The 18,440-nt window shown below is 39.7% G+C and carries 19 protein-coding genes and 1 tRNA gene; 3 read left to right on the top strand and 17 right to left on the bottom strand.

Features of this window, described 5'->3' with window-relative positions; all coding sequences use genetic code 11:
* Positions 1–68 precede the first annotated feature (68 nt).
* From QXS89_05615 to QXS89_05580, 8 genes are all read right to left on the bottom strand, one after another.
* Positions 69–602: a CDP-2,3-bis-(O-geranylgeranyl)-sn-glycerol synthase gene (locus QXS89_05615; GenBank protein MEM3831652.1), complete on the bottom strand. Its 534-nt coding sequence runs from the start codon at positions 600–602 to the stop codon at positions 69–71.
* Entirely contained in the window at positions 590–1,204 is a 615-nt protein-coding gene (locus QXS89_05610) for an AAA family ATPase (GenBank protein MEM3831651.1), read from the bottom strand. The genes QXS89_05615 and QXS89_05610 overlap by 13 nt, the downstream gene beginning before the upstream one ends.
* A gap of 8 nt (positions 1,205–1,212) precedes the next feature.
* Positions 1,213–1,836, bottom strand: a complete 624-nt coding sequence (locus QXS89_05605; protein ID MEM3831650.1) for an AAA family ATPase — start codon at positions 1,834–1,836, stop codon at positions 1,213–1,215.
* Positions 1,773–2,051, bottom strand: a complete 279-nt coding sequence (locus tag QXS89_05600; protein MEM3831649.1) for a 50S ribosomal protein L34e — start codon at positions 2,049–2,051, stop codon at positions 1,773–1,775. The genes QXS89_05605 and QXS89_05600 overlap by 64 nt, the downstream gene beginning before the upstream one ends.
* 84 nt (positions 2,052–2,135) lie before the next feature.
* Positions 2,136–3,770 (bottom strand): DEAD/DEAH box helicase, encoded by a 1,635-nt coding sequence (locus tag QXS89_05595; protein MEM3831648.1) that lies wholly within the window; start codon positions 3,768–3,770, stop codon positions 2,136–2,138.
* A gap of 35 nt (positions 3,771–3,805) precedes the next feature.
* A complete protein-coding gene (locus QXS89_05590) occupies positions 3,806–4,294 on the bottom strand; it encodes a hypothetical protein (protein ID MEM3831647.1) in 489 nt (162 codons plus the stop codon).
* A gap of 88 nt (positions 4,295–4,382) precedes the next feature.
* On the bottom strand, positions 4,383–4,922 hold the full coding sequence (locus QXS89_05585; GenBank protein MEM3831646.1) for a hypothetical protein: 540 nt from the start codon (positions 4,920–4,922) through the stop codon (positions 4,383–4,385).
* On the bottom strand, positions 4,901–5,767 hold the full coding sequence (locus QXS89_05580) for a class I SAM-dependent methyltransferase family protein (GenBank protein ID MEM3831645.1): 867 nt from the start codon (positions 5,765–5,767) through the stop codon (positions 4,901–4,903). The genes QXS89_05585 and QXS89_05580 overlap by 22 nt, the downstream gene beginning before the upstream one ends.
* Before the next feature lie 300 nt (positions 5,768–6,067).
* Here QXS89_05580 and QXS89_05575 point away from each other — a divergent pair, with 300 nt between their 5' ends.
* Positions 6,068–7,360, top strand: a complete 1,293-nt coding sequence (locus QXS89_05575; protein MEM3831644.1) for an HD domain-containing protein — start codon at positions 6,068–6,070, stop codon at positions 7,358–7,360.
* 175 nt (positions 7,361–7,535) lie between these two features.
* On the opposite strand, the gene QXS89_05570 is transcribed toward QXS89_05575, so the two are convergent.
* Together QXS89_05570 and QXS89_05565 are read right to left on the bottom strand one after the other, a co-directional pair.
* A tRNA-Lys gene (locus QXS89_05570) sits at positions 7,536–7,630 on the bottom strand.
* A gap of 194 nt (positions 7,631–7,824) precedes the next feature.
* Positions 7,825–8,151, bottom strand: coding sequence for a hypothetical protein (locus tag QXS89_05565; GenBank protein ID MEM3831643.1), 327 nt, complete (start codon positions 8,149–8,151; stop codon positions 7,825–7,827).
* A gap of 56 nt (positions 8,152–8,207) precedes the next feature.
* Between QXS89_05565 and eno the strand changes: the two genes are divergently transcribed.
* Positions 8,208–9,497 (top strand): phosphopyruvate hydratase, encoded by a 1,290-nt coding sequence (gene eno, locus QXS89_05560; protein ID MEM3831642.1) that lies wholly within the window; start codon positions 8,208–8,210, stop codon positions 9,495–9,497.
* A 32-nt stretch (positions 9,498–9,529) separates the two neighbouring features.
* Here eno and QXS89_05555 read toward each other — a convergent pair whose 3' ends face one another.
* Both QXS89_05555 and QXS89_05550 read right to left on the bottom strand, forming a co-directional pair.
* Positions 9,530–9,775 carry a hypothetical protein gene (locus tag QXS89_05555; protein MEM3831641.1) on the bottom strand — a complete coding sequence of 82 codons (246 nt, stop codon included), beginning with the start codon at positions 9,773–9,775 and terminating at the stop codon, positions 9,530–9,532.
* 137 nt (positions 9,776–9,912) lie between these two features.
* Positions 9,913–10,980, bottom strand: coding sequence for a DUF711 family protein (locus QXS89_05550; GenBank protein ID MEM3831640.1), 1,068 nt, complete (start codon positions 10,978–10,980; stop codon positions 9,913–9,915).
* A gap of 199 nt (positions 10,981–11,179) precedes the next feature.
* Here QXS89_05550 and QXS89_05545 point away from each other — a divergent pair, with 199 nt between their 5' ends.
* The gene (locus tag QXS89_05545) at positions 11,180–12,214 is read left to right on the top strand and encodes an MBL fold metallo-hydrolase (protein ID MEM3831639.1); all 1,035 of its coding nucleotides are present in this window, start codon (positions 11,180–11,182) and stop codon (positions 12,212–12,214) included.
* On the opposite strand, the gene ileS is transcribed toward QXS89_05545, so the two are convergent.
* From ileS to QXS89_05520, 5 genes are all read right to left on the bottom strand, one after another.
* Positions 12,211–15,426, bottom strand: coding sequence for an isoleucine--tRNA ligase (gene ileS, locus QXS89_05540; GenBank protein ID MEM3831638.1), 3,216 nt, complete (start codon positions 15,424–15,426; stop codon positions 12,211–12,213). The two genes, QXS89_05545 and ileS, sit on opposite strands and share 4 nt — an antisense overlap.
* Positions 15,407–15,757 carry a hypothetical protein gene (locus QXS89_05535; GenBank protein ID MEM3831637.1) on the bottom strand — a complete coding sequence of 117 codons (351 nt, stop codon included), beginning with the start codon at positions 15,755–15,757 and terminating at the stop codon, positions 15,407–15,409. Before QXS89_05535 ends, ileS begins: the two co-directional genes overlap by 20 nt.
* Before the next feature lie 53 nt (positions 15,758–15,810).
* Positions 15,811–16,713, bottom strand: a complete 903-nt coding sequence (locus tag QXS89_05530) for a ferritin family protein (GenBank protein MEM3831636.1) — start codon at positions 16,711–16,713, stop codon at positions 15,811–15,813.
* Positions 16,714–16,877: 164 nt separating this feature from the next.
* Positions 16,878–17,423, bottom strand: coding sequence for an inorganic diphosphatase (locus QXS89_05525; protein ID MEM3831635.1), 546 nt, complete (start codon positions 17,421–17,423; stop codon positions 16,878–16,880).
* Between the two features lie 156 nt (positions 17,424–17,579).
* Positions 17,580–18,440 carry an ABC transporter permease gene (locus QXS89_05520; protein ID MEM3831634.1) on the bottom strand — a complete coding sequence of 287 codons (861 nt, stop codon included), beginning with the start codon at positions 18,438–18,440 and terminating at the stop codon, positions 17,580–17,582.

Genomic DNA, 18,440 nt, shown 5'->3' with positions numbered 1-18,440 from the left:
AAAATCTTCGGAAAATAAAATAGATAAAGTGATCGAATCTTAGATCTTGTAGAGAGAAGGAGATATCTCTAGTAGGGTACTTTTTTAAGTCCTAGCTTGTATGCTCCATAGTTTGTTGCGATGTGAAGTATTAGCACGAGAAGTACTCCTGCTATGAATATCCTAAGATCTATGTAGAATCCCACGAGCTTCTCCACACCCGAGATTTTTATGATGAGTGTTGCAATCACTAGGAAACCTGTTTGATCTAGTATTGGAGCCGGTTCTCCTCTTGGTATATCAAGTCTTCTTTTTATAAAAGCTCCAATGAGATCTCCTAGAAATGCTCCGAAACCGGAGAGAAATCCATAGAGCAGGTTATATATGTTTTGAGTGTATGAAGCATATATACCTCCTACAGCTGTTCCGAATATGAGAAAGAGAATCATACCTTCAAACGTCTTTCCATCTCCGAAGATCCTTTTCCCATCAATGAATCTACAACCCATGTCTATGGGTCTTCCTCTCAGAAGTAGTACAGGAGCTCCGTTGGAAGCCATAGCAGGAGCGTATGCATATAAGGTGTATGCTATTATTCTCAAGAACTCTTCTACCGGATCCATATTAGGTCTCCTTCTTTCAATGAATATCTGAATCTTCTATCTTCATCCTCTAAATACAATTCAAACAAGTTATAGGAGATCTTCCTCGAACGAATCATGTAAGGCTTGAAGAACTCTATAAGATCTCTTCCCGAAAGCTCTGTAACTCCTTCAACCTCTCTGATCTGAGCTGATGCAAGGAACTTAATCCCTCGAGTTCTCGATACATATCTTATTAGACCTAGTATTGAAAGAAATACCTCATTAGACCTATAACTATAGCCTCCCTCAATTCTATAGAGGTAGTTTATAGAATCTATAGCGATAACTCCTCTCATAAGCTCAATAGATCTCAGTAGGGCTAGGAGAAGCTCGCTCAAGCTGTAAACCGAGGAAATTAATATCCTATCTTCAAATCCTCCGACTACCTCAACAACTCTATACACATTAACACTCCCCTCAGTCGATATATATATTGTCTCAACACCTCTAGAAGCACACTCTCTAAGGATCTTAGCAATAAGATTAGTCTTCCCAGACCCCGGCTCTCCATATACTATGATGAAACCATCTTTTCTCTCTAGAATGCTATCCAGCTCTTCATTACCAGTATAAATTCTCATACCTCAATCTATCTCATCTTCTTATTAATAATCATCTTCACAGCAGCTATAGCTATCTCAAGAGCTGTCTCTTCATCTATTCTATCAGTATTTATAATAAGATCGAATACACTCAGATCGTTCATATCAATATTATAGAATCTCTTAAATCTCTCCTTCATAGAATCCTCACGAGAACTAATCTCTCTCATAGAATCCTCTAAACTCTTTCCATCTCTCCTTGAAATCCTCTCAGCTCTTTTACCAAGTGATGCCGTAACATATATAGATAGATCGCTTAGATCTCTTAGAAGCCATCCTCCTATATGAGCATCTATAACCACATCTCCTTTCAAAGCTTCTTCACGAGCAATCCTATCTATCTCAAGATCTATAGATGGATTCATTCTAGCAAGCTCATCTAGAGAAGCTACGTCAAGACCCTTCTCTCTAGCAATTCTTCTAAAAATCTCACCAGTTGAATGATATCTAAGATTAAAAATCCTGGCAATACCCCTAGCCAGGGTAGACTTACCAGATCCAGGAGGTCCGCTTATTACTACTACTAATCCTCTTCCTCCGGAGAAGCCTAAGCCTGAATACTTAGAGCTCTCACTCTTTCCCTCAGAATCTCCTCTAAACATCTGTGACATAGAATCCCTCCGAAGATTCTCTCAGGTCTTTTCAAACTCTTCGGAAGCTTCCTATACTCAGAAGATCTTCTAGGCATCCCACCTAGAATAGCTCCACATCTAGCACACCTGGGTGTGAAGTTCTTCCTCCTAACATAATGAATCTTTGAGACACCTGATGGGATTCTAACTTTAACCCTCTTATAAGATCTAGACCTGTACGCTGGCCTCGGCATCCTACTCAACTAATTTAAATTTGATATAGTGAGGCTTAAATAATTTTCTCTACACCCAGAAGACAGATACATATCTATGCAAGGCTAGAGCATATCTTCTCTAAGAGCACTTCTCCTACGTCTAGATTCAAATTCTTCGAATGTATCCTTAGCGATGATCTCGTAGAGAACAGCCTCCTTACCCTCCATAGGTCTTAGAAGTCTTCCAAGTCTCTGTATAAACTGTCTCTTAGAACCCGTGCCTGCTACTATGATCCCTACATTAGCATCGGGAATATCAATACCTTCATCACCTACGCTAGTTATAACTAGAACCCTATAATACCCCGACCTGAACAACTCGAAATTCTTCTTTCTAGTACTAGGCTCTGTATCTCCAGTGATCACGGGAGCTCCCAGAATTCTTCCTATCTCTTCAGCTTGTTCAACATACTGAGTAAATATAATGATCTTAGACCCCTTCTCCAGTTCTTCGCTCACGATCTTTCTCAAAGCCTCGATCTTCTCTCTAGACATGTGAACTAGAAGTCTATACTGAGTTCTAATTCTTAAAGCCTCTATAGCATTCTGATCACCTTTTCTAGCTCTTGCAACAAGCTCCTGAAAACTTAATCCTCCTGAGAGAGCTTCATATCTGCTCCTAAGATCCTTATACAACTTCATCTCTTCAGGAGTTAGAGGAACTTTAACAACTTTCACAGTGAAAGATGCTAGATAGCCTTTCTCAGCAAGTTCTCTAGCACTCTTACTATAGATAACACCACCAAGCATTGGAAAAAGCTCTTCATGTCTTCCATCTTCTCTATAAGGCGTTGCTGAAAGCCCTAATCTATATGGCGAGAACATGTGAAGTGCTATCTTACGGAACTTATCTGCCGGAAGATGATGACATTCATCTACTATCAGGAGGGGGAAGAAAGGTGAGAGCTTTTCAACATGTCTGAAAGCAGTCTGATAGGTTGTGATAGTTATAGGTGCTATGATCTTCTCCTCACCATAGAACACACCCACATCATGAGGATTAAGACTGAGAGCTCTGATGAAATGCTCTCTCCACTGCTTAATCTGTTCTCTTGTGAAGGCGACAACGAGAGTCCACATACCCAGCTCGGCTACGGCTGACACGCCTACCACGGTCTTACCAGATCCTGTTGGAAGAGCGATTATACCTCTGAATTTTCTCCCTACCCAGGTCTCTAACGCCTCCTTCTGATAATCTCTCAAGCTTATCCTAAGCTTGGGTTTTACTGGGAGCATTCTCTCTGTAAATCCTGTCTTATCATGAATAGTATAACCATTTGATCTCATGAACTCTACTATCCTCTCATAGTACATAGGATATGTCTTGAAGATCTTCTCATCTCTATCATAGAACAGAAGATCTCTTATATCTCCAAGACTCTGGCCTAGATATCTGTCAGGTTTTATAATGATGAAACCATTTGCATAGTTTAACTCTACCTTCACACTAGATCTTTCAATCTCTCTTCTCATACTCTCTCTAAGAATCTCAACTTCTCTCTCAGATATCTCTACATTCAATTCTCTAAGAAGATCTATAACCTCATCCTCGTTAAAACCATTCTTAACAGCCTTCAACGGATTGAACTGAAACTCTGCTACACCACCACTCCAGCCTATGTAATCACTTATCTTAAGCATCTCTCTAAATTCCTCATCGTCAAGCCATCTACTTGTTTTCAGGATAATTCTTGTCATATCTATACCACTCTTAACACGAGCTCTAGAGCATCCTACCCCATCTCAGATATATGGCCAACCTCCTCTAATAAATCATAGGCATAATGCATGATTCTAACTCTCTCAACATCTCTATTCAGAAGTCTTCTGAAAGTCTCGGTAATCTGCTCTCTCAAGCTCTCTCTAATATCTATATCTCTAAAGATAAGAGTGCAATTATGAAAACTAATCACATAACCTCCTATTCTAAGAGCTAGATCTCTTATCTCATCAATAGAAATCCTGCTACTACTCTCAGAATCACATCCCACAGGAATCATAACACCAGCACTATACACATCCTCGGTATAAGGATTCAGATTTACGAACAACACGAGATTATTCCGATCCTCATCTTCTCCCACGACTACCAACAGGATATATAAAGTATTTACTCCTGAGAGTTTCATCTCTTCTAAGGCTTGATACATATCTTCAGAATTCTCAATGAAGCTCTCTAGATCCTCTACAAGCATAGAATACGTAGTTTGCACACTAATCATCCACTAATATATTTCACTACAGGAAAAAGATTATGAGCTAAAAACCCGAATCCTATTAATAGTATGAGTATGATCTCTGAACAGGAAGCTATATGTAGAACACAATCTTCTCATACCCTTTAATTCTCTCTCCTCTACTCACGTAAACAACTATATTCTCCTCTTCAACCTCCCACAGCCCGTCCATCACAACCTCCGCCACCTTAGCTCCTCTGGGAAGAGACCAGTATGAGGCATAGTCGTAGGGTGCTGTAGTGCTCTCATATATATTCTCATACTCATTCCTTCCACTAACCACTCTAATATCACAGGATACTCTGAATAGTATGTAGGGCTTCTTATATCTCTCTTTAAATCCTATGTCTACAAACCTCACCTCCGGTCTTATAATCTCTCTATTAAATCTTACAACCTCTTGATCCAGAAGATCTTGCATGTTCTCAGCAAGTCTCATGATCTCTGATTGATAGAGCTTCTCATCACTTACAATCTCTCTATAATACTCAAGAGGATCTTCATATTCAAATATCATGTAGTAATCTAAAGACCTTGGCGCTATATTGAAGAAAGCCATTCCATAGACAGGCTTCACAGAACTGCTTCTAATTAAGAGATCTTCCTCACCCAAATATCATGCACCACCTGATATCTCTTAGGCCCTACACTTCTCACAATCCTGCTACCAATTATCTTAAATTCCGAGACAAGATCTAATCTCTCAATCTCTCTAGAATAGATCTCTGCAGACCTCTCTAAAGCTTCTCTTCTATTCTCAGCATCTATAAAATCATAGGAATGGATGAAACCCTCACCCCTGAGAGACTCCACAGCTGGTTCTAGAGATTCAAGAGCTAGAGCTGGTAGTGGTATTAGAACTCTGTCAGAGCTATCTCTATAACTTCTAATCACTTGAAGAGCATCTCCTAGAACAGGTTCGACAATGCCTTCAACTTTATTCAATCTCACGTTCTCCAGCATGTATCTGTAGGCATCTTCATTTATATCTATAGAGATAATCTTCCTAGGTCTTGAATATCTCGCTATAACTATGGAGAACCCTCCCACCCCAGCAAACATGTTTATAATAAACTCACCTTCTCTAACCATTCTAGCTATTCTCATATGCTCATAACTCAGTCTAGGAGATATATAGACTCTGGTTATATCTAGTTTGAAGATGCATCCATACTCCCTATATAATGTCTCTGATCTCTTTTCTCCCGCAAGCCACACTAGATTCCTGGTTCTCTTCACATCTTCAACACCGCCCAGATCCAGCCATACAGATCTTATGTATCTAAGTCTTTCTAAGAGCTTCTCAGCAATAACCCTCATAGAATCTATATCTACATCATAAGGTTTTCTAATAACAGCTATATCACCTATAATATCAATCCTCTTCCAGACCCTCCTACCCAGCTCTTCACCTAATACATGAGATGCTATTTCTCTGAGAATACTGCTTCTCCTCATATACCGCCTCACTAGATATATGATCTTCCTAGAAAAAATATTTTCCCAAGAGAGGTTCAGATCTTATACAGGTTTATAATCTCATTCTCTACCTCACACCCTGAAATGTCTTGGGAAGAGTCTCAGCATAGAGCTCTAGAGTATCGCTATAACTCTCAGTCTTTCATAGATAGCATTCTAAATATGAACAGACGTGAATCTCGAGAAAGCTTCACGAAAGCTTAGAATTGTAGCAGTATTACTAGTACTATTTTAATCTTCCTAGTGTAATCTCTTATGTTAGAGAGATGAGGGATTTGCATGGGGAGCGATGTTAAGAGGGTTTTCGATGAGGTTCACGGGTATATAGAGCTCGATCCTCTAGCACTTAAAATAGTATCTCTACCCATATATCAGAGACTTAGAAGAGTAAAGCAGTTAGGAGTAGCTGAATATGTATATCCCGGAGCTACTCATACGAGATTTAGTCATAGTCTTGGAGTATATCATCTGATGAAACTTGTGAGCGGGATTCTCAGAGAGTATATAGAACCTGACAACATACCTCTCCTATACTTGGCAGCACTGCTTCATGATATAGGACATCTCCCCTACAGTCACGCTCTCGAAACCTTCTATATGAATATAATACTCTCATCCGGGGAGAAACTTGATCATGAGCATATGTCTTCAATAGTTGTAAGAGAAGATCCAGAGTTAAAGGATCTTCTTAAGAGCGAGGGTTTCAACCCCGATGAGGTTGCGAGAATTATAGAGGGAAAACATAGAGATTCTCTTGTGAACTCTCTTCTATCATCAGATCTAGATGTTGACAGGCTTGACTACCTTGTAAGAGATTCATTACATACGGGAGTTATATATGGAAGCATCGATCTCAAGAGGATCATGAGTACTCTGAGAATTGATAGAAATAAAAAACTTGCGATAGACGAGAAAGGTCTTATAGCTGTTGAAAACTTCTATCTGGCAAGACTTCACATGTATAGAGCTGTCTACTATCATAAAACTGTTCACGGTTACGAGCTGATGCTGGTAAAGCTCTGGGATAGGATCACCAGGGAGAGACCTGATCTGAGTGGCTATAGAGATCTAGGATTTATAAGAAAGATGATCTCTGAAGGATTCTACAAGTATTTTGATGATAGCATGCTCGTGTCAAAGATAATAGATGTAGCAAGAGATCCTCAGGTTAGCAAAGAGACTAGAGAGTTAGCAGACATGCTACTCTTCAGAAGAGGTTACAAGGCTGTCTATAACAAGATAATACTATCAGACGAGCCTATAGGAGATAATGGTGAAGAGAGAGAAGAAGTTGAGAAAGTAAAAGAAGTATCATATCTGCTAAGTAGAAGTGGTATAAGCTCGATCTACTATCTACCTGTTATAGAGAATATATCAATCTACAGAAGAGATGATGCTATAACAGTGATCACTAGAGAAGATGTTGAGAAGAAGATCTACGAGTATGAAGGTAGCATCATAAGACAGCTCCCAAGATATATGAATATAATAAGATTCTACATACACCCACTAGCATTAAAGATAAAGAATGTCTCAGATCTCATAGAGAAAAACTTCAAGAGAAAACCTTAGAATAATAGTATTTTAACTCGAGCTGGCAAGAGCTGATCCAGGATCTCGAGACAAGTAATCGTAGCCCGTAAAATCTTATGAGCAGATTCCAAGCCTCAGAACCTATTATAAGTTCTATCCAAACCACCAAGAGCTAAACATAGGACCAAGCGAACCTGAATAAGATCTCATGATGTGGCGGGCCCGCCGGGATTTGAACCCGGGACTTCCGCCCATTACCTGGCCTACGGGTTAAAAGCCCGCCGCTCTACCATGCTGAGCTACGGGCCCAGCCACTGAATAGATATTGTGTTTAAGCTTAAATTCTTAAATCAACGGCTCTCCTAAGATCTCTCGAGGATAACTATCCAGATATTCTCCTATCTATGTGGTGTCAGTGTGAGCTAAGATTAGATCATCTTTCACTGGCTGCCCACATCATCATCCTCTTTATAATATGCCTCTCAGGGTATAAACATTTCATTCTAGCCTAGCAGATTTCGTACTATGTATATCCCTGCTACCGAGAGTAGAGGAGTTAGATCTCTTATGTTTAGAGGTTTGCTAAAGCTTATTGAACTGGTTTTAAGCAGTATATAGTTGATCGCTATAGATGCTATGAGTAATATTGTTATGTCTATTCTCTCTAGAATTCTCAAAGCCAGATCTACATATATTGGGAGGAATATTGCTAGAGAGTATACTAGCGAGAAGCTTCTCTCCTTAACCTTCTTGTAGTAGAAGATCTTAAGCAGAGGGTATAATAGAGAGAGAAGTATAGGATACAGATATGCTGTCTCCACACCGTTCATTTACACTCGTAAGTTTTTATAATGAGAAGGATAATATATCGGATGAGGTGGACATTGTGGAGGAGAATCTCTTCAGAATAATTTCTGTAGACGCGATACAAGTACTAGATTCAAGAGGAGATCCCACGATAGAGGTTAGTGTGAGAACATACGGAGGATCTGGAAGAGCGATCGCTCCTGCAGGAGCTTCTAAGAGTATTCACGAAGCTGTGGAACTCCGAGACAACGATCCCAATGTTTTCAGAGGAAGATCCGTGTATAGAGCTGTTGATATAGTTAGAAACACTATATCTCAAGCTCTCATAGGATTAGACAGTCGTAGACAGAGGTATATTGATAGGATCCTCATAGAAATAGATGGAACCCCCAATAAATCTAGAATAGGAGGCAACACAACAACAGCGGTAAGCCTAGCAGTTTTGAAAGCTGCAGCCGATACATATAGAGTTCCTGTCTTCAGATACGTTGGAGGGATCAAGGCTATTAAGATTCCTATACCTATGATGAATATAGTAAATGGAGGTGTTCACGCCGGAAATAATCTGGCTTTTCAAGAGTTCATGATAGTACCTCTAAAATTTGAGAGCTTCTCCAGAGCTTTGAGAGCTGGTGTAGAGATCTATAAGAATCTCAAGGATATTCTTAAGAGCAGATATGGGATTAACGCTGTCAACGTAGGTGATGAAGGAGGATATGCGCCTCCTATGAGTAGAGTTGAAGAAGCTCTTCAGGTATTAAAAGAAGCTGTTGAGAAAACAAAATACTCTTTTGGTGAGGAGGTTTTCATATCTATTGATGCGGCTGCATCTCAATTCTATGATGAGGAGAGTGGTAGGTACAAGATTGATGGTAGAGAGTTCGAGCCTGAGGAATTATTAGAATTCTACCTAGATCTATCTGATAGATATAAGCTTCTCTCCATAGAAGACCCCTTCCATGAGGAGAGCATAGAATACTTCTCAAAACTTGTTTCATCTCTGAAGAAAACACTCGTAGTAGGAGACGATCATCTTTCTACGAATGTTAAAAGGCTTGAGAAAAGTATTGAAAAGAGATCTGTGACAGCAGCTCTTGTAAAAGTAAACCAGGTAGGCACATTCACTGAAACAAGAGAATTCGTGGATCTAGCTAGAAGAAGCAGGCTCTACACTATAATGAGTCATAGAAGTGGTGATACAGAAGATAACGTACTCTCACACCTAGCGGTAGGTCTGGAGACTGATTTTATCAAAACAGGAGCTCCTGCAAGATCTGAGAGAGTTGCCAAGTATAACGAGCTTCTGCGAATAGAAAGTTTTCTAGGAGATGAAGCTCTCTACCAAGGATCTGTTATAAAGATCTGGTGAGATATAGTAGCATGACTACCTTAAAAAGATCCTCAGGGAATTAATATGCTTATCACTATGAGAGCCAGACCTACAGCGAGGAATATTAGTGCGAACTCGTGAGGTCTTAGCCTGAGAGTGAATTTAACGAATTTATAGCCTCCGTAGATGCCATAAGCAACCGCTACTATCACCACCATCACAAGACCTGCCAGAGCTATAGAACCTTTCAGACTCCCCAGACCTCCTATAAATCCTTCTACAAAAGATCTCACTATATCAACAGCCTCGTTACTCAATATAATCACACCGTTTTTACAAGCTCTGTATCTTTAAAACTTAAAAATCTTGAGCCTAGGATCTTCTATGGATGATGAAGGTTAAAAGCTATGAGAGAATGATTGAAAAACGCCCTCTGACATCTCATAACATGTGATCATATGTCTACCACTGTTGCCTCTCCGAATCTACCTAGATCTAGTTTCTCTCCAGGTTCTCTATCTACAGGTATGATTCTAAAGCCTATCTTCTTTCTTTTGACCTCGTATGATGCCATGAGATCTCTAACTAGATTTCTTATGCTAAGCCTTCTCCTAGAAACCACGATCATGTCAACCCCTGCTATGCAGTATGGAGTGAGTCTTAGAAGTGTTGTGAGAGTAATCTCTTTCCGAGAAGCTCTCTTCTTCAGAAGATCATCTTCTTCTAGTGGTAGCATTACCTCATTAAAACCCGTGGTCTTAACTCCAGAATCCTCTGCAATTCTCGTTATAAACCTATTCATATCTAGTATAACTCTTGCAGAACCCGGCTCTCCTATTCTCGAACCTGAGTATCTCTCGATAAGATCACCTACGCTCTCGCTCATCCAGGGTGATAGAGAGAGATCTATGCCTCCTATCCTGATTCCTATTTCTTCAGATATTTCCAGAGATAATCTATAGAGTTTTGAAAGCCATTTGATCAGGTTCTTATACTCTTCTCTAGATGTAAAGGCTTTATCGAAGAGATCTACGTATCTAAGAGAGATCGTTATAGTAGGTTCTTCAACTATGGAAGCACTCGCAGGAAAATAAGGTGTTAAAACCCATCCTCCGAGTACTCCAGCGAATCTTGTGAATATCTCAGGAGCTCCATAGCTGTAGAATTCCTCTAGAAATACTATCTCACGATCGCCATCTCTTATAACTAGAGAACTGAATGTATTTGGCATTGCTATCATACATGATACTAGGTCTTTTGCAGAAACATTAGGAATCTTCTCAAGATCTATGTTGAAAGCAGCTATAAAAACATTCGAAAACCTAGAAGAAGGTATGCTAAGTTCATCGCATACCTTGAGAGGATTAGATTCTAGAGGAGGAAGAGAGATTCTTCTGCTCCAAACATTATAACCATATAAAGAGATCTTTTCTACAAATCTATCTAAAACCTCTTTATACATAGCCACACTCTCTCCAGATATCTCAGGTATGTGAAGTGTGATGCTTCGGATCAAGACCATTAAAGACACCAGTACCTCTATATTTAAAGGGTTATTAGAAGATTTATCTCTAGACCTATAATACCTTGAGAATCTCTATCAAAAGAATCTCAGCTCGGCTCTTCCAGCTCACAGATCGCTTTGACTGCTTCTCATCATCGAATTAATTCTAGGTATGGATAAAAATATATGTTCAGAAGCATAGTTATCTAGAGAACTAATGCCGCTCCAGGAGATCCCTGCTCATATAAATAGCAGAGGAGGTGTTGTGATAAATAATAAGATAGTTGCAGATGGATTTGAGAATACCAAGTATAGATTCATATCTCATGCTCACAGCGATCACACTCTAGATCTAGGGCTTTCCATAAGAAGCAGTCAAATCATATACGCTCATAAAGCAACATTTGAAATACTTGAAGTCTTAGAAGATGGAGTGCCTAGATATCTTAGAAATCCTATGAATTATGGAGATAGGATCTGTATAGATGATGATTGTATAGAGATAGTAGAAGCAAGACATATACTAGGATCCGCACAACTTGTTTACAGCAGTCCTAGAGCTGGCACGATAGTATACACAGGAGATTTCAAAGATCCTGGGAGAGGAACCAAGATAATTTCAGGAGCTGATATAGTTATCACCGAAGCTACTTACGGCAGCCCAGCTTATGTGAGAAGATTTAAAGATATAGCGGGTGAAGCACTCATAGATCTGGTCATCCACCTTCTCTCTAAAGGTCCTGTCTATATATCAGCATACTATGGCAAGCAGCAGGAGGTCATGGATCTCCTTAGAAGCGGAGGAGTTACAGCTCCTTTCATAGCTCCTGAAAAAGTATACAAGATATCTAAGATCGCTGAGAAACACGGTCTTAGAATCGGAGAAGTCATTCATGAGAACAGTAGAGAAGCTGAAGAGATCTATAGAGAGGGATGGTATATCTACTTCACCCATCCTATGTCAGGTGTTAGAAGTATTATGAGAAGAAGTTATTTCAACACTCATCTGAGACCTAGTGTAATATACTTATCAGGCTGGCTCTTTGAATCTCTATACAGATCTATAGATGATAGAAGTTATATATTCTCCTTCAGCGATCACGCAGATTTTCACGAGCTTATAGACTACATAGACATGGCAAGACCTAAGATGGTTATAATTGACAGCTTTAGAAGCGGTGAAAATGGGAGAAAATTTGCGAGAGAAGTTAAGAAAAGACTCGGGATCAGATCTATAGCTCTCCCAGTCTAGCTACCTCTTCTAATGCCTATAACTGTTCTCTCTCCATCTATATCCCATTCACGAACATGATCTCCTGAAACCTCTTCAGCGGAATTAACAAGAGCGATATTTCTACCTCTAATCTCGTTAGCTATATAACTTATGGTTTTCTCTATAAATCTCCTAGCTTCATCACTTTCAACGTATATAGATACTTCGATCACATCGAGAAGGTTTAGATTCATCTCCTTCCTCATAACCTGAATCCTTCTTACAATCTCTCTTGCAAAACCTTCTGCAGCCATATCCTCTGAGATCCTTGTATCAATTATCGCATGCCCAAGATCATCTGATGCAACTATGAAACCTTCTATCGGGGAAATCTCTATAGAGACATGATCTCTTCTGATTCTAAAGCTTCTCCCCTCAAGATCTATATCTATAAAATCTTTCATCTCAAGATCTGAAGCTATCTTCTCAGATTCTCTCTCAATATACTCAGCAATCATAGGAGCCATACTTCTAAACTCTCTACCTAGAACACTTATTACAGGCTTCGCAATTTTTCTAACATATCTAGCCAGCTCACTCTCATCACTAGAAACATGAAACTCTTTACAGTTTAGAAGCTCTGCTAGTATTTCGGAAACTAGAGATACAGCCTCAGCCTTGCTCTTATCTCTGAGAATCACAGAACATCTGGAGACAGGTCTTCTAAGCTTGATCCCTGCCTTCATTCTAGCCTTGGAAACCAGTTCGTGAACCTCTCTGGCAGCTGAGAAAGCCTGGAGAAGAAGAGGATCATAGAATTTCGCGATCTCATCTGGATCAGGCCAATTGCTAAAGTTTATACTCTCCTCAGCCTTCGGATCTACAGATCTTATGAATTTCTGATGTAGAAACTCGGCTAGGTGAGGTGTTATGGGATTGATCATCTTAAGCCAGTCTTTCAATGTCTTGAAGAGAACTAGATAGACAGCTGTTTTGTCAGGGCTTTCAATCTCACTCCAAACCCTCCTCCTAACTATTCTAAGATACCATCTCGAGACATCTTCAACAATGAAGTCTATCAATCTATTAACAGCTTCATGAACTCTGTAGTTATTCATAGAATTAGTCACCTCTACTTCAACCTGATATAATCTCGAGAGAAGCCATAGATCCTCTTTTCTCAGTATCTTCTCATTGTAGAGCTCATCTATCAAATCCTCTCTATAGGTGAATCTATCTAGAGTCATGTATGTCTTCGCAAAGGCAAAGACATTCCAAACAATATTAAGTACTCTGATCATCTCTCCAGCTTTGTCGAGACTGAATCTCATGTCCTCCCACAAAGTGTTTGAGAGAAGGAATAATCTGAACGGATCTCTTCCGATCCTCTCTATTATTACTGGAACCTCGATGAAGTTCCCTAGAGATTTATGCATCTCTCTACCTTTCTCATCGAGCATGAATCCATGAGCGATGATAGTCTTCACAGGTTTTCTATCGAATAGTATCAACCCTGATCTTATAGTGCTGAAGAACCATCCTCTAGTCTGATCATGTCCTTCTACGATCATATCGATCTCTCCAATTTCTTTCTCGAAGATATCATGACCTCCCCTGCCTAATGATGCATAGAATGAAACTCCTGAATCAAGCCATACATCTGCTACATCTTCAACTCTTCTAGCAACACCACCACATCTAGGACATCTTAGAGTGACTCTATCAATCCAGGGTCTGTGGAGATCTTCAGGAATCTCGCTGGCATCATACTTCTTCAGATCATCAACTCCTCCGATCACGATTCTATAACCGCATGAAGTGCAAATCCATATAGGCAGAGGAGTTCCCCAGAACCTCTGCCTAGATATAACCCAGTCCTGAAGATTTTCAAGAATAGACTGAGTTCTATCCATAGCCCACTTAGGTATCCACCTGATCTTTGAAGTCTCCTCGATCATCTTACTCCTAAGCTTTGAAACCCTTATAATCCACTGATACGTGGCTCTCAGAAGTAGAGGGGTTTTACACCTCCAGCAAACAGGATATCTATGGATAACTTTCTCTTCGTGAAGTAGAGCTCCTCTGATCTTCAGATCTTCTATGATAACACTGTTAGCATCCCTAGCATACATGCCGGCGTACTTTCCAGCCTCAGCAGTGAATCTACCGTTATCATCTATTAATGAATACACTGGAATATTCCTCCTCCTAGCCACCTCATAATCTTCAGCACCATGACCTGGAGCTGCGTGAACAAGTCCTGTACCCTCGCTAAGACTTACATACTCATCTGCTAGAACAACTCTATGATATTCTTCTAATTCCTTCTGTATGCTGACAAGATCCTTGAGAGGATGAGTGTATTCAAGACCTTCTAGAGAGCTTCCAGGAATTCTCTCTAGAACTCTGTACTCTCTTATCTTTGCTTTCTCTAGAACCTGTTTGTAGAGATTCTCGGCTATTATAAGGATCTCATCACCTGTTTTAATTCTCAGATAATAAGCTCTAGAGCTAGCCATTATAAAAGTATTAGCAGGCAGAGTCCAAGGTGTTGTAGTCCATATAACAAGGTATTCTTTCTCTCTTCCTTTAACAGGCATCTTAACATATATAGAAGGATCCTCTAGATCTCTATACTCCTGAGAAACCTCATAATCTGCTAGAACAGTCTCACATCTAGGACACCAGTGAACCACTCTAAGTTCTCTATCTAAAAGTCCTTTCTCCTCAGCTTTCCTAATAAGCTTCCAAGCCTCCTCAATATAGTCATTAGATATAGTCATGTAAGGCTTCTCCCAATCCATGAAAACACCTAGGTCTCTGAAGATTCTTGTCATACTCTCAGCATTTCTAAGAACAAAATCTCGGCACATCTTCACAAATCTCTCAACACCAACACTCGTGTATATATCCTTCTTACTCCCCACACCAATCTGCTTCTCAACCTGATACTCTATAGGAAGCCCGTGCATGTCATAACCCGGTGTATCATGAACATTATATCCTTGAGATCTCCAGTATCTCAGAAACGAATCCTTTAAAATCTTATTCCACGCAGTACCAGGATGGATAGATGGAGAGCTAGGATAAGGAGGTCCGTCTATGAAGTAGAACTTCTTATCTCTAGACCTGCCTAGTTCTTTTAGCTTCTCATAGATTTTATTCTCCTCCCAGAACTTCTTAACCCATTCTTCTACCGCGTGAGGATCATATAAAACTCCTAGTTCTAGCTCAGCTTTTCTGCTGTTCACCTAATGTCACCTCAACCTTATACCATGATATAAGCTCTCTATCTTCGAGATCTTTTAAAAACCTCTCAACAGTAGAAGGATCTTCCACATCCATTCTGTAGAAATAAATCTGAGAAGCTACTCTACTTCTACTCTTTGTTATAATCCTACCAAGCTCGGATAATGATCTCTCCACCTCTTCAATAACATCATTATCATAGGAAACTATATAAATATTGATCCTAGTCATAATCAAGCCTGTGATAATCTCTTCAAATACTCTTATAAATATTAAGAAGGAAAAGAAGATCCTGTGAATATATTGATCATCCCACACCTCTACCCTCTTCAATATCTCACTAGAGATCTCTTCAAACCACACCTAATCTAAGATGATGAATAATGTCATATAGTTATTCCTAGGATTCCTCTCACAAACTCTCCGAAGATATACAGAACTGCAGTAGCTCCGAATATTATAAGAGTTGTCTCTGCAAGCTCTCTAGTGAAGCTTCTCTCCAGTATTATCATCGAGTATAGAGATATGTATGCTAGAATACCTATTGATATAGCTAGAGATGTGAAGAGCGCCAATAATATATCATGTATCATGAAGTAAGGTAGTGCTAGAAGAACTGCTGTGATCATATATGAGATCCCTGTGTAAAGCGATGCAAGACCAGCTCTCCCAACATCTGGTAGCTGCTTTGCCTGAGCATATGCTGCTGATGCCATTGCTATCGATGCTGCCACTCCTGCGACAAGTCCTGCAAGTCCTGCCATGAAGGTGTTGGAGTATACTCCTAGAGTTCCTGCATGGATTCCCGCGATTTCTATGAGAGCATCTGAGAGTCCTAGAACTGTGAAGCTCATATATTTAATCCTTCCTTCAGGTACTTCTAGTAGAAGATTCTCCTCATGATCTCTCTCTTCACCTATGATCCTTTCGAACTCTGGCAGATCTTCTTTTTTGATATGATCTCTAGCTCTCTCATAGGTTTTTATAACATCTTTCTCATGTCTCTCGAGAGATTTTACAACGAATGTCACTCCCATTATAAGAACCATGATCTTCAAAAGAAAGATCTCGAGTTTAAGTCTAAGAGATCTGATCTTGCACTCGCCTGCGTACTTCTTCCAAAACTCGTAGTGAGCTCTCTCCTGCTCAGCCATTCTAGAAAGACTTCTTCTGAGAGGATCTGAGAGGAGACGCATTCTAGAGAGCTCCATATAGATCATGTAATCCTTATACTCATCAACACATGAATTCTCCGCTAGATCTCTGAATTCTTCTATACTTACACTCATAAGAGCCTAGCACCCTGAAGAATATCTTAGAACTCTTATAAATACAATCACTAAGCATATTCTATCAAAACAAATGCTCATAAGTCTTACTCTTCTACATAAATTCTTTAGCAAGTATCGGCAACTGAAGATCCTGGTCTCTATAGGATAAATCTTTTAAAAGATCAGATCTTCTGATTTCTACTCGAGAGAGCTCTCTTAACAGATTCTAGAATTATCTCTCTAGCCTCTCCAACCTCTCCCCATCTATTCAGTTTAAAACTCTTCTCAGGATTATATCTCTTGTATTTCTCATAGAAATTCTCTATAGAGGATCTAATATGCTCAGAAAGTTCACCTAGGCTCTTCACATTAGCATAGAGAGGATCTATTCTCTCCCTGGGAACTGATATTATAACATGCTCTAAACCCTCTTCATAGCTTAATTCTATGAAGCCTATAGGTCTAGCCTCGACTAGAAAACCTGGGATAAATGATCTGCTGGAGAGAACTATAGCGCCAAGAGGTTTCTCATTAACATCTAATGTTCCCGGGATAAAACCCTTGTTAAAAGGATATCTCATCTCAGGATCTAGAACTCTCTCCACCCTGAACATATCTAGGTCTTCATCATAGACGTACTCCACATCTGAATTAAGAGAGATCTCTATCACTACATAAACGTAGTTAGGAACTCTTTCTCCAGCTCCGAAATCTCTTAATTTCCTCATATAGATTCCTCTGAACCTTCTTAATATATACTCCAAGAATGAATATAAGTCTTAGCCCTTGAATAATATTATAGATAATAAGATCCCAGCCCGAACCCTACTTAAGCCTCTGATACCTGTGTAGAGTTATAGAGAAGTTTTGAAGATATAGATCTTTCACATGCTTCTAAGCTTCTTGTTTATAGATTCGTTGATCAGTATCAATGCAATGCTGTATAATATTATGAATAGAGAAGGATACAGCATAGCCCACCAAGCACCTCTGTAGAGGGCTCCAGTATTAAAAGCCCAGTAGAGCGTCTCACCCCATGTAGGCTGTCTTATGTCTCCAAGACCTAGGAATATGAGAGTTGTTATGACATGCACTGCGTAGACTAGATCTTGTATGAACGATATTACTATGAGAGGTATCATGTTAGGTATTATATGTCTTCCTATGATTCTGAAAGTTCCAGCACCTACAGCTCTTGCAGCCTCTACATAGCCTGATGCTTTGAGAGATATAACCTGTGATCTTATGATTCTCGCTGTCGTAGGCCATGAGAGGACTCCTAGGATTATCGCGGCTGTGGTATTGCTAGGAGGTATGTAAGCTGATATTATTAGGTATATGAAAAATGCTGGTATGAGTAGGAATATGTCTGTAATTCTCATGAATATCTCATCTACAACTCCTCCTAGATAGCCACTCAGAGATCCTATGAAAAGTCCTATCCCAACTATTAGGGAGGCTGCTATGAGCGAGATAAGAAGAGTGTATCCTGTTCCTATGATAAGTCTTGAGAATATATCTCTTCCAAAGTAATCTGCTCCCATAGGAAGATCCGGGCTTGGAGAGGCGTAGGATTGAGCTACTATAGCATTCGGATTATTTTTAACTATAAGAGGTGCTAAAGGAATTAGCATTATTATTGAGGCAAGTATCGTAACACCTGCTACTCCTCTAGGGTCTGAGAATACGTAAGCTCTAGCAGTGATCCAGGATTTCATGAGGATGGATACAATTCCTGACCTCAA

The organism is Sulfolobales archaeon (genome assembly GCA_038881635.1).
Classification (GTDB): Archaea; Thermoproteota; Thermoprotei_A; order Sulfolobales; family AG1; genus WYEN01.
The sequence above is the reverse complement of the archived record's forward strand: the minus strand, read 5'-3'. Positions and strand labels throughout refer to the sequence as shown.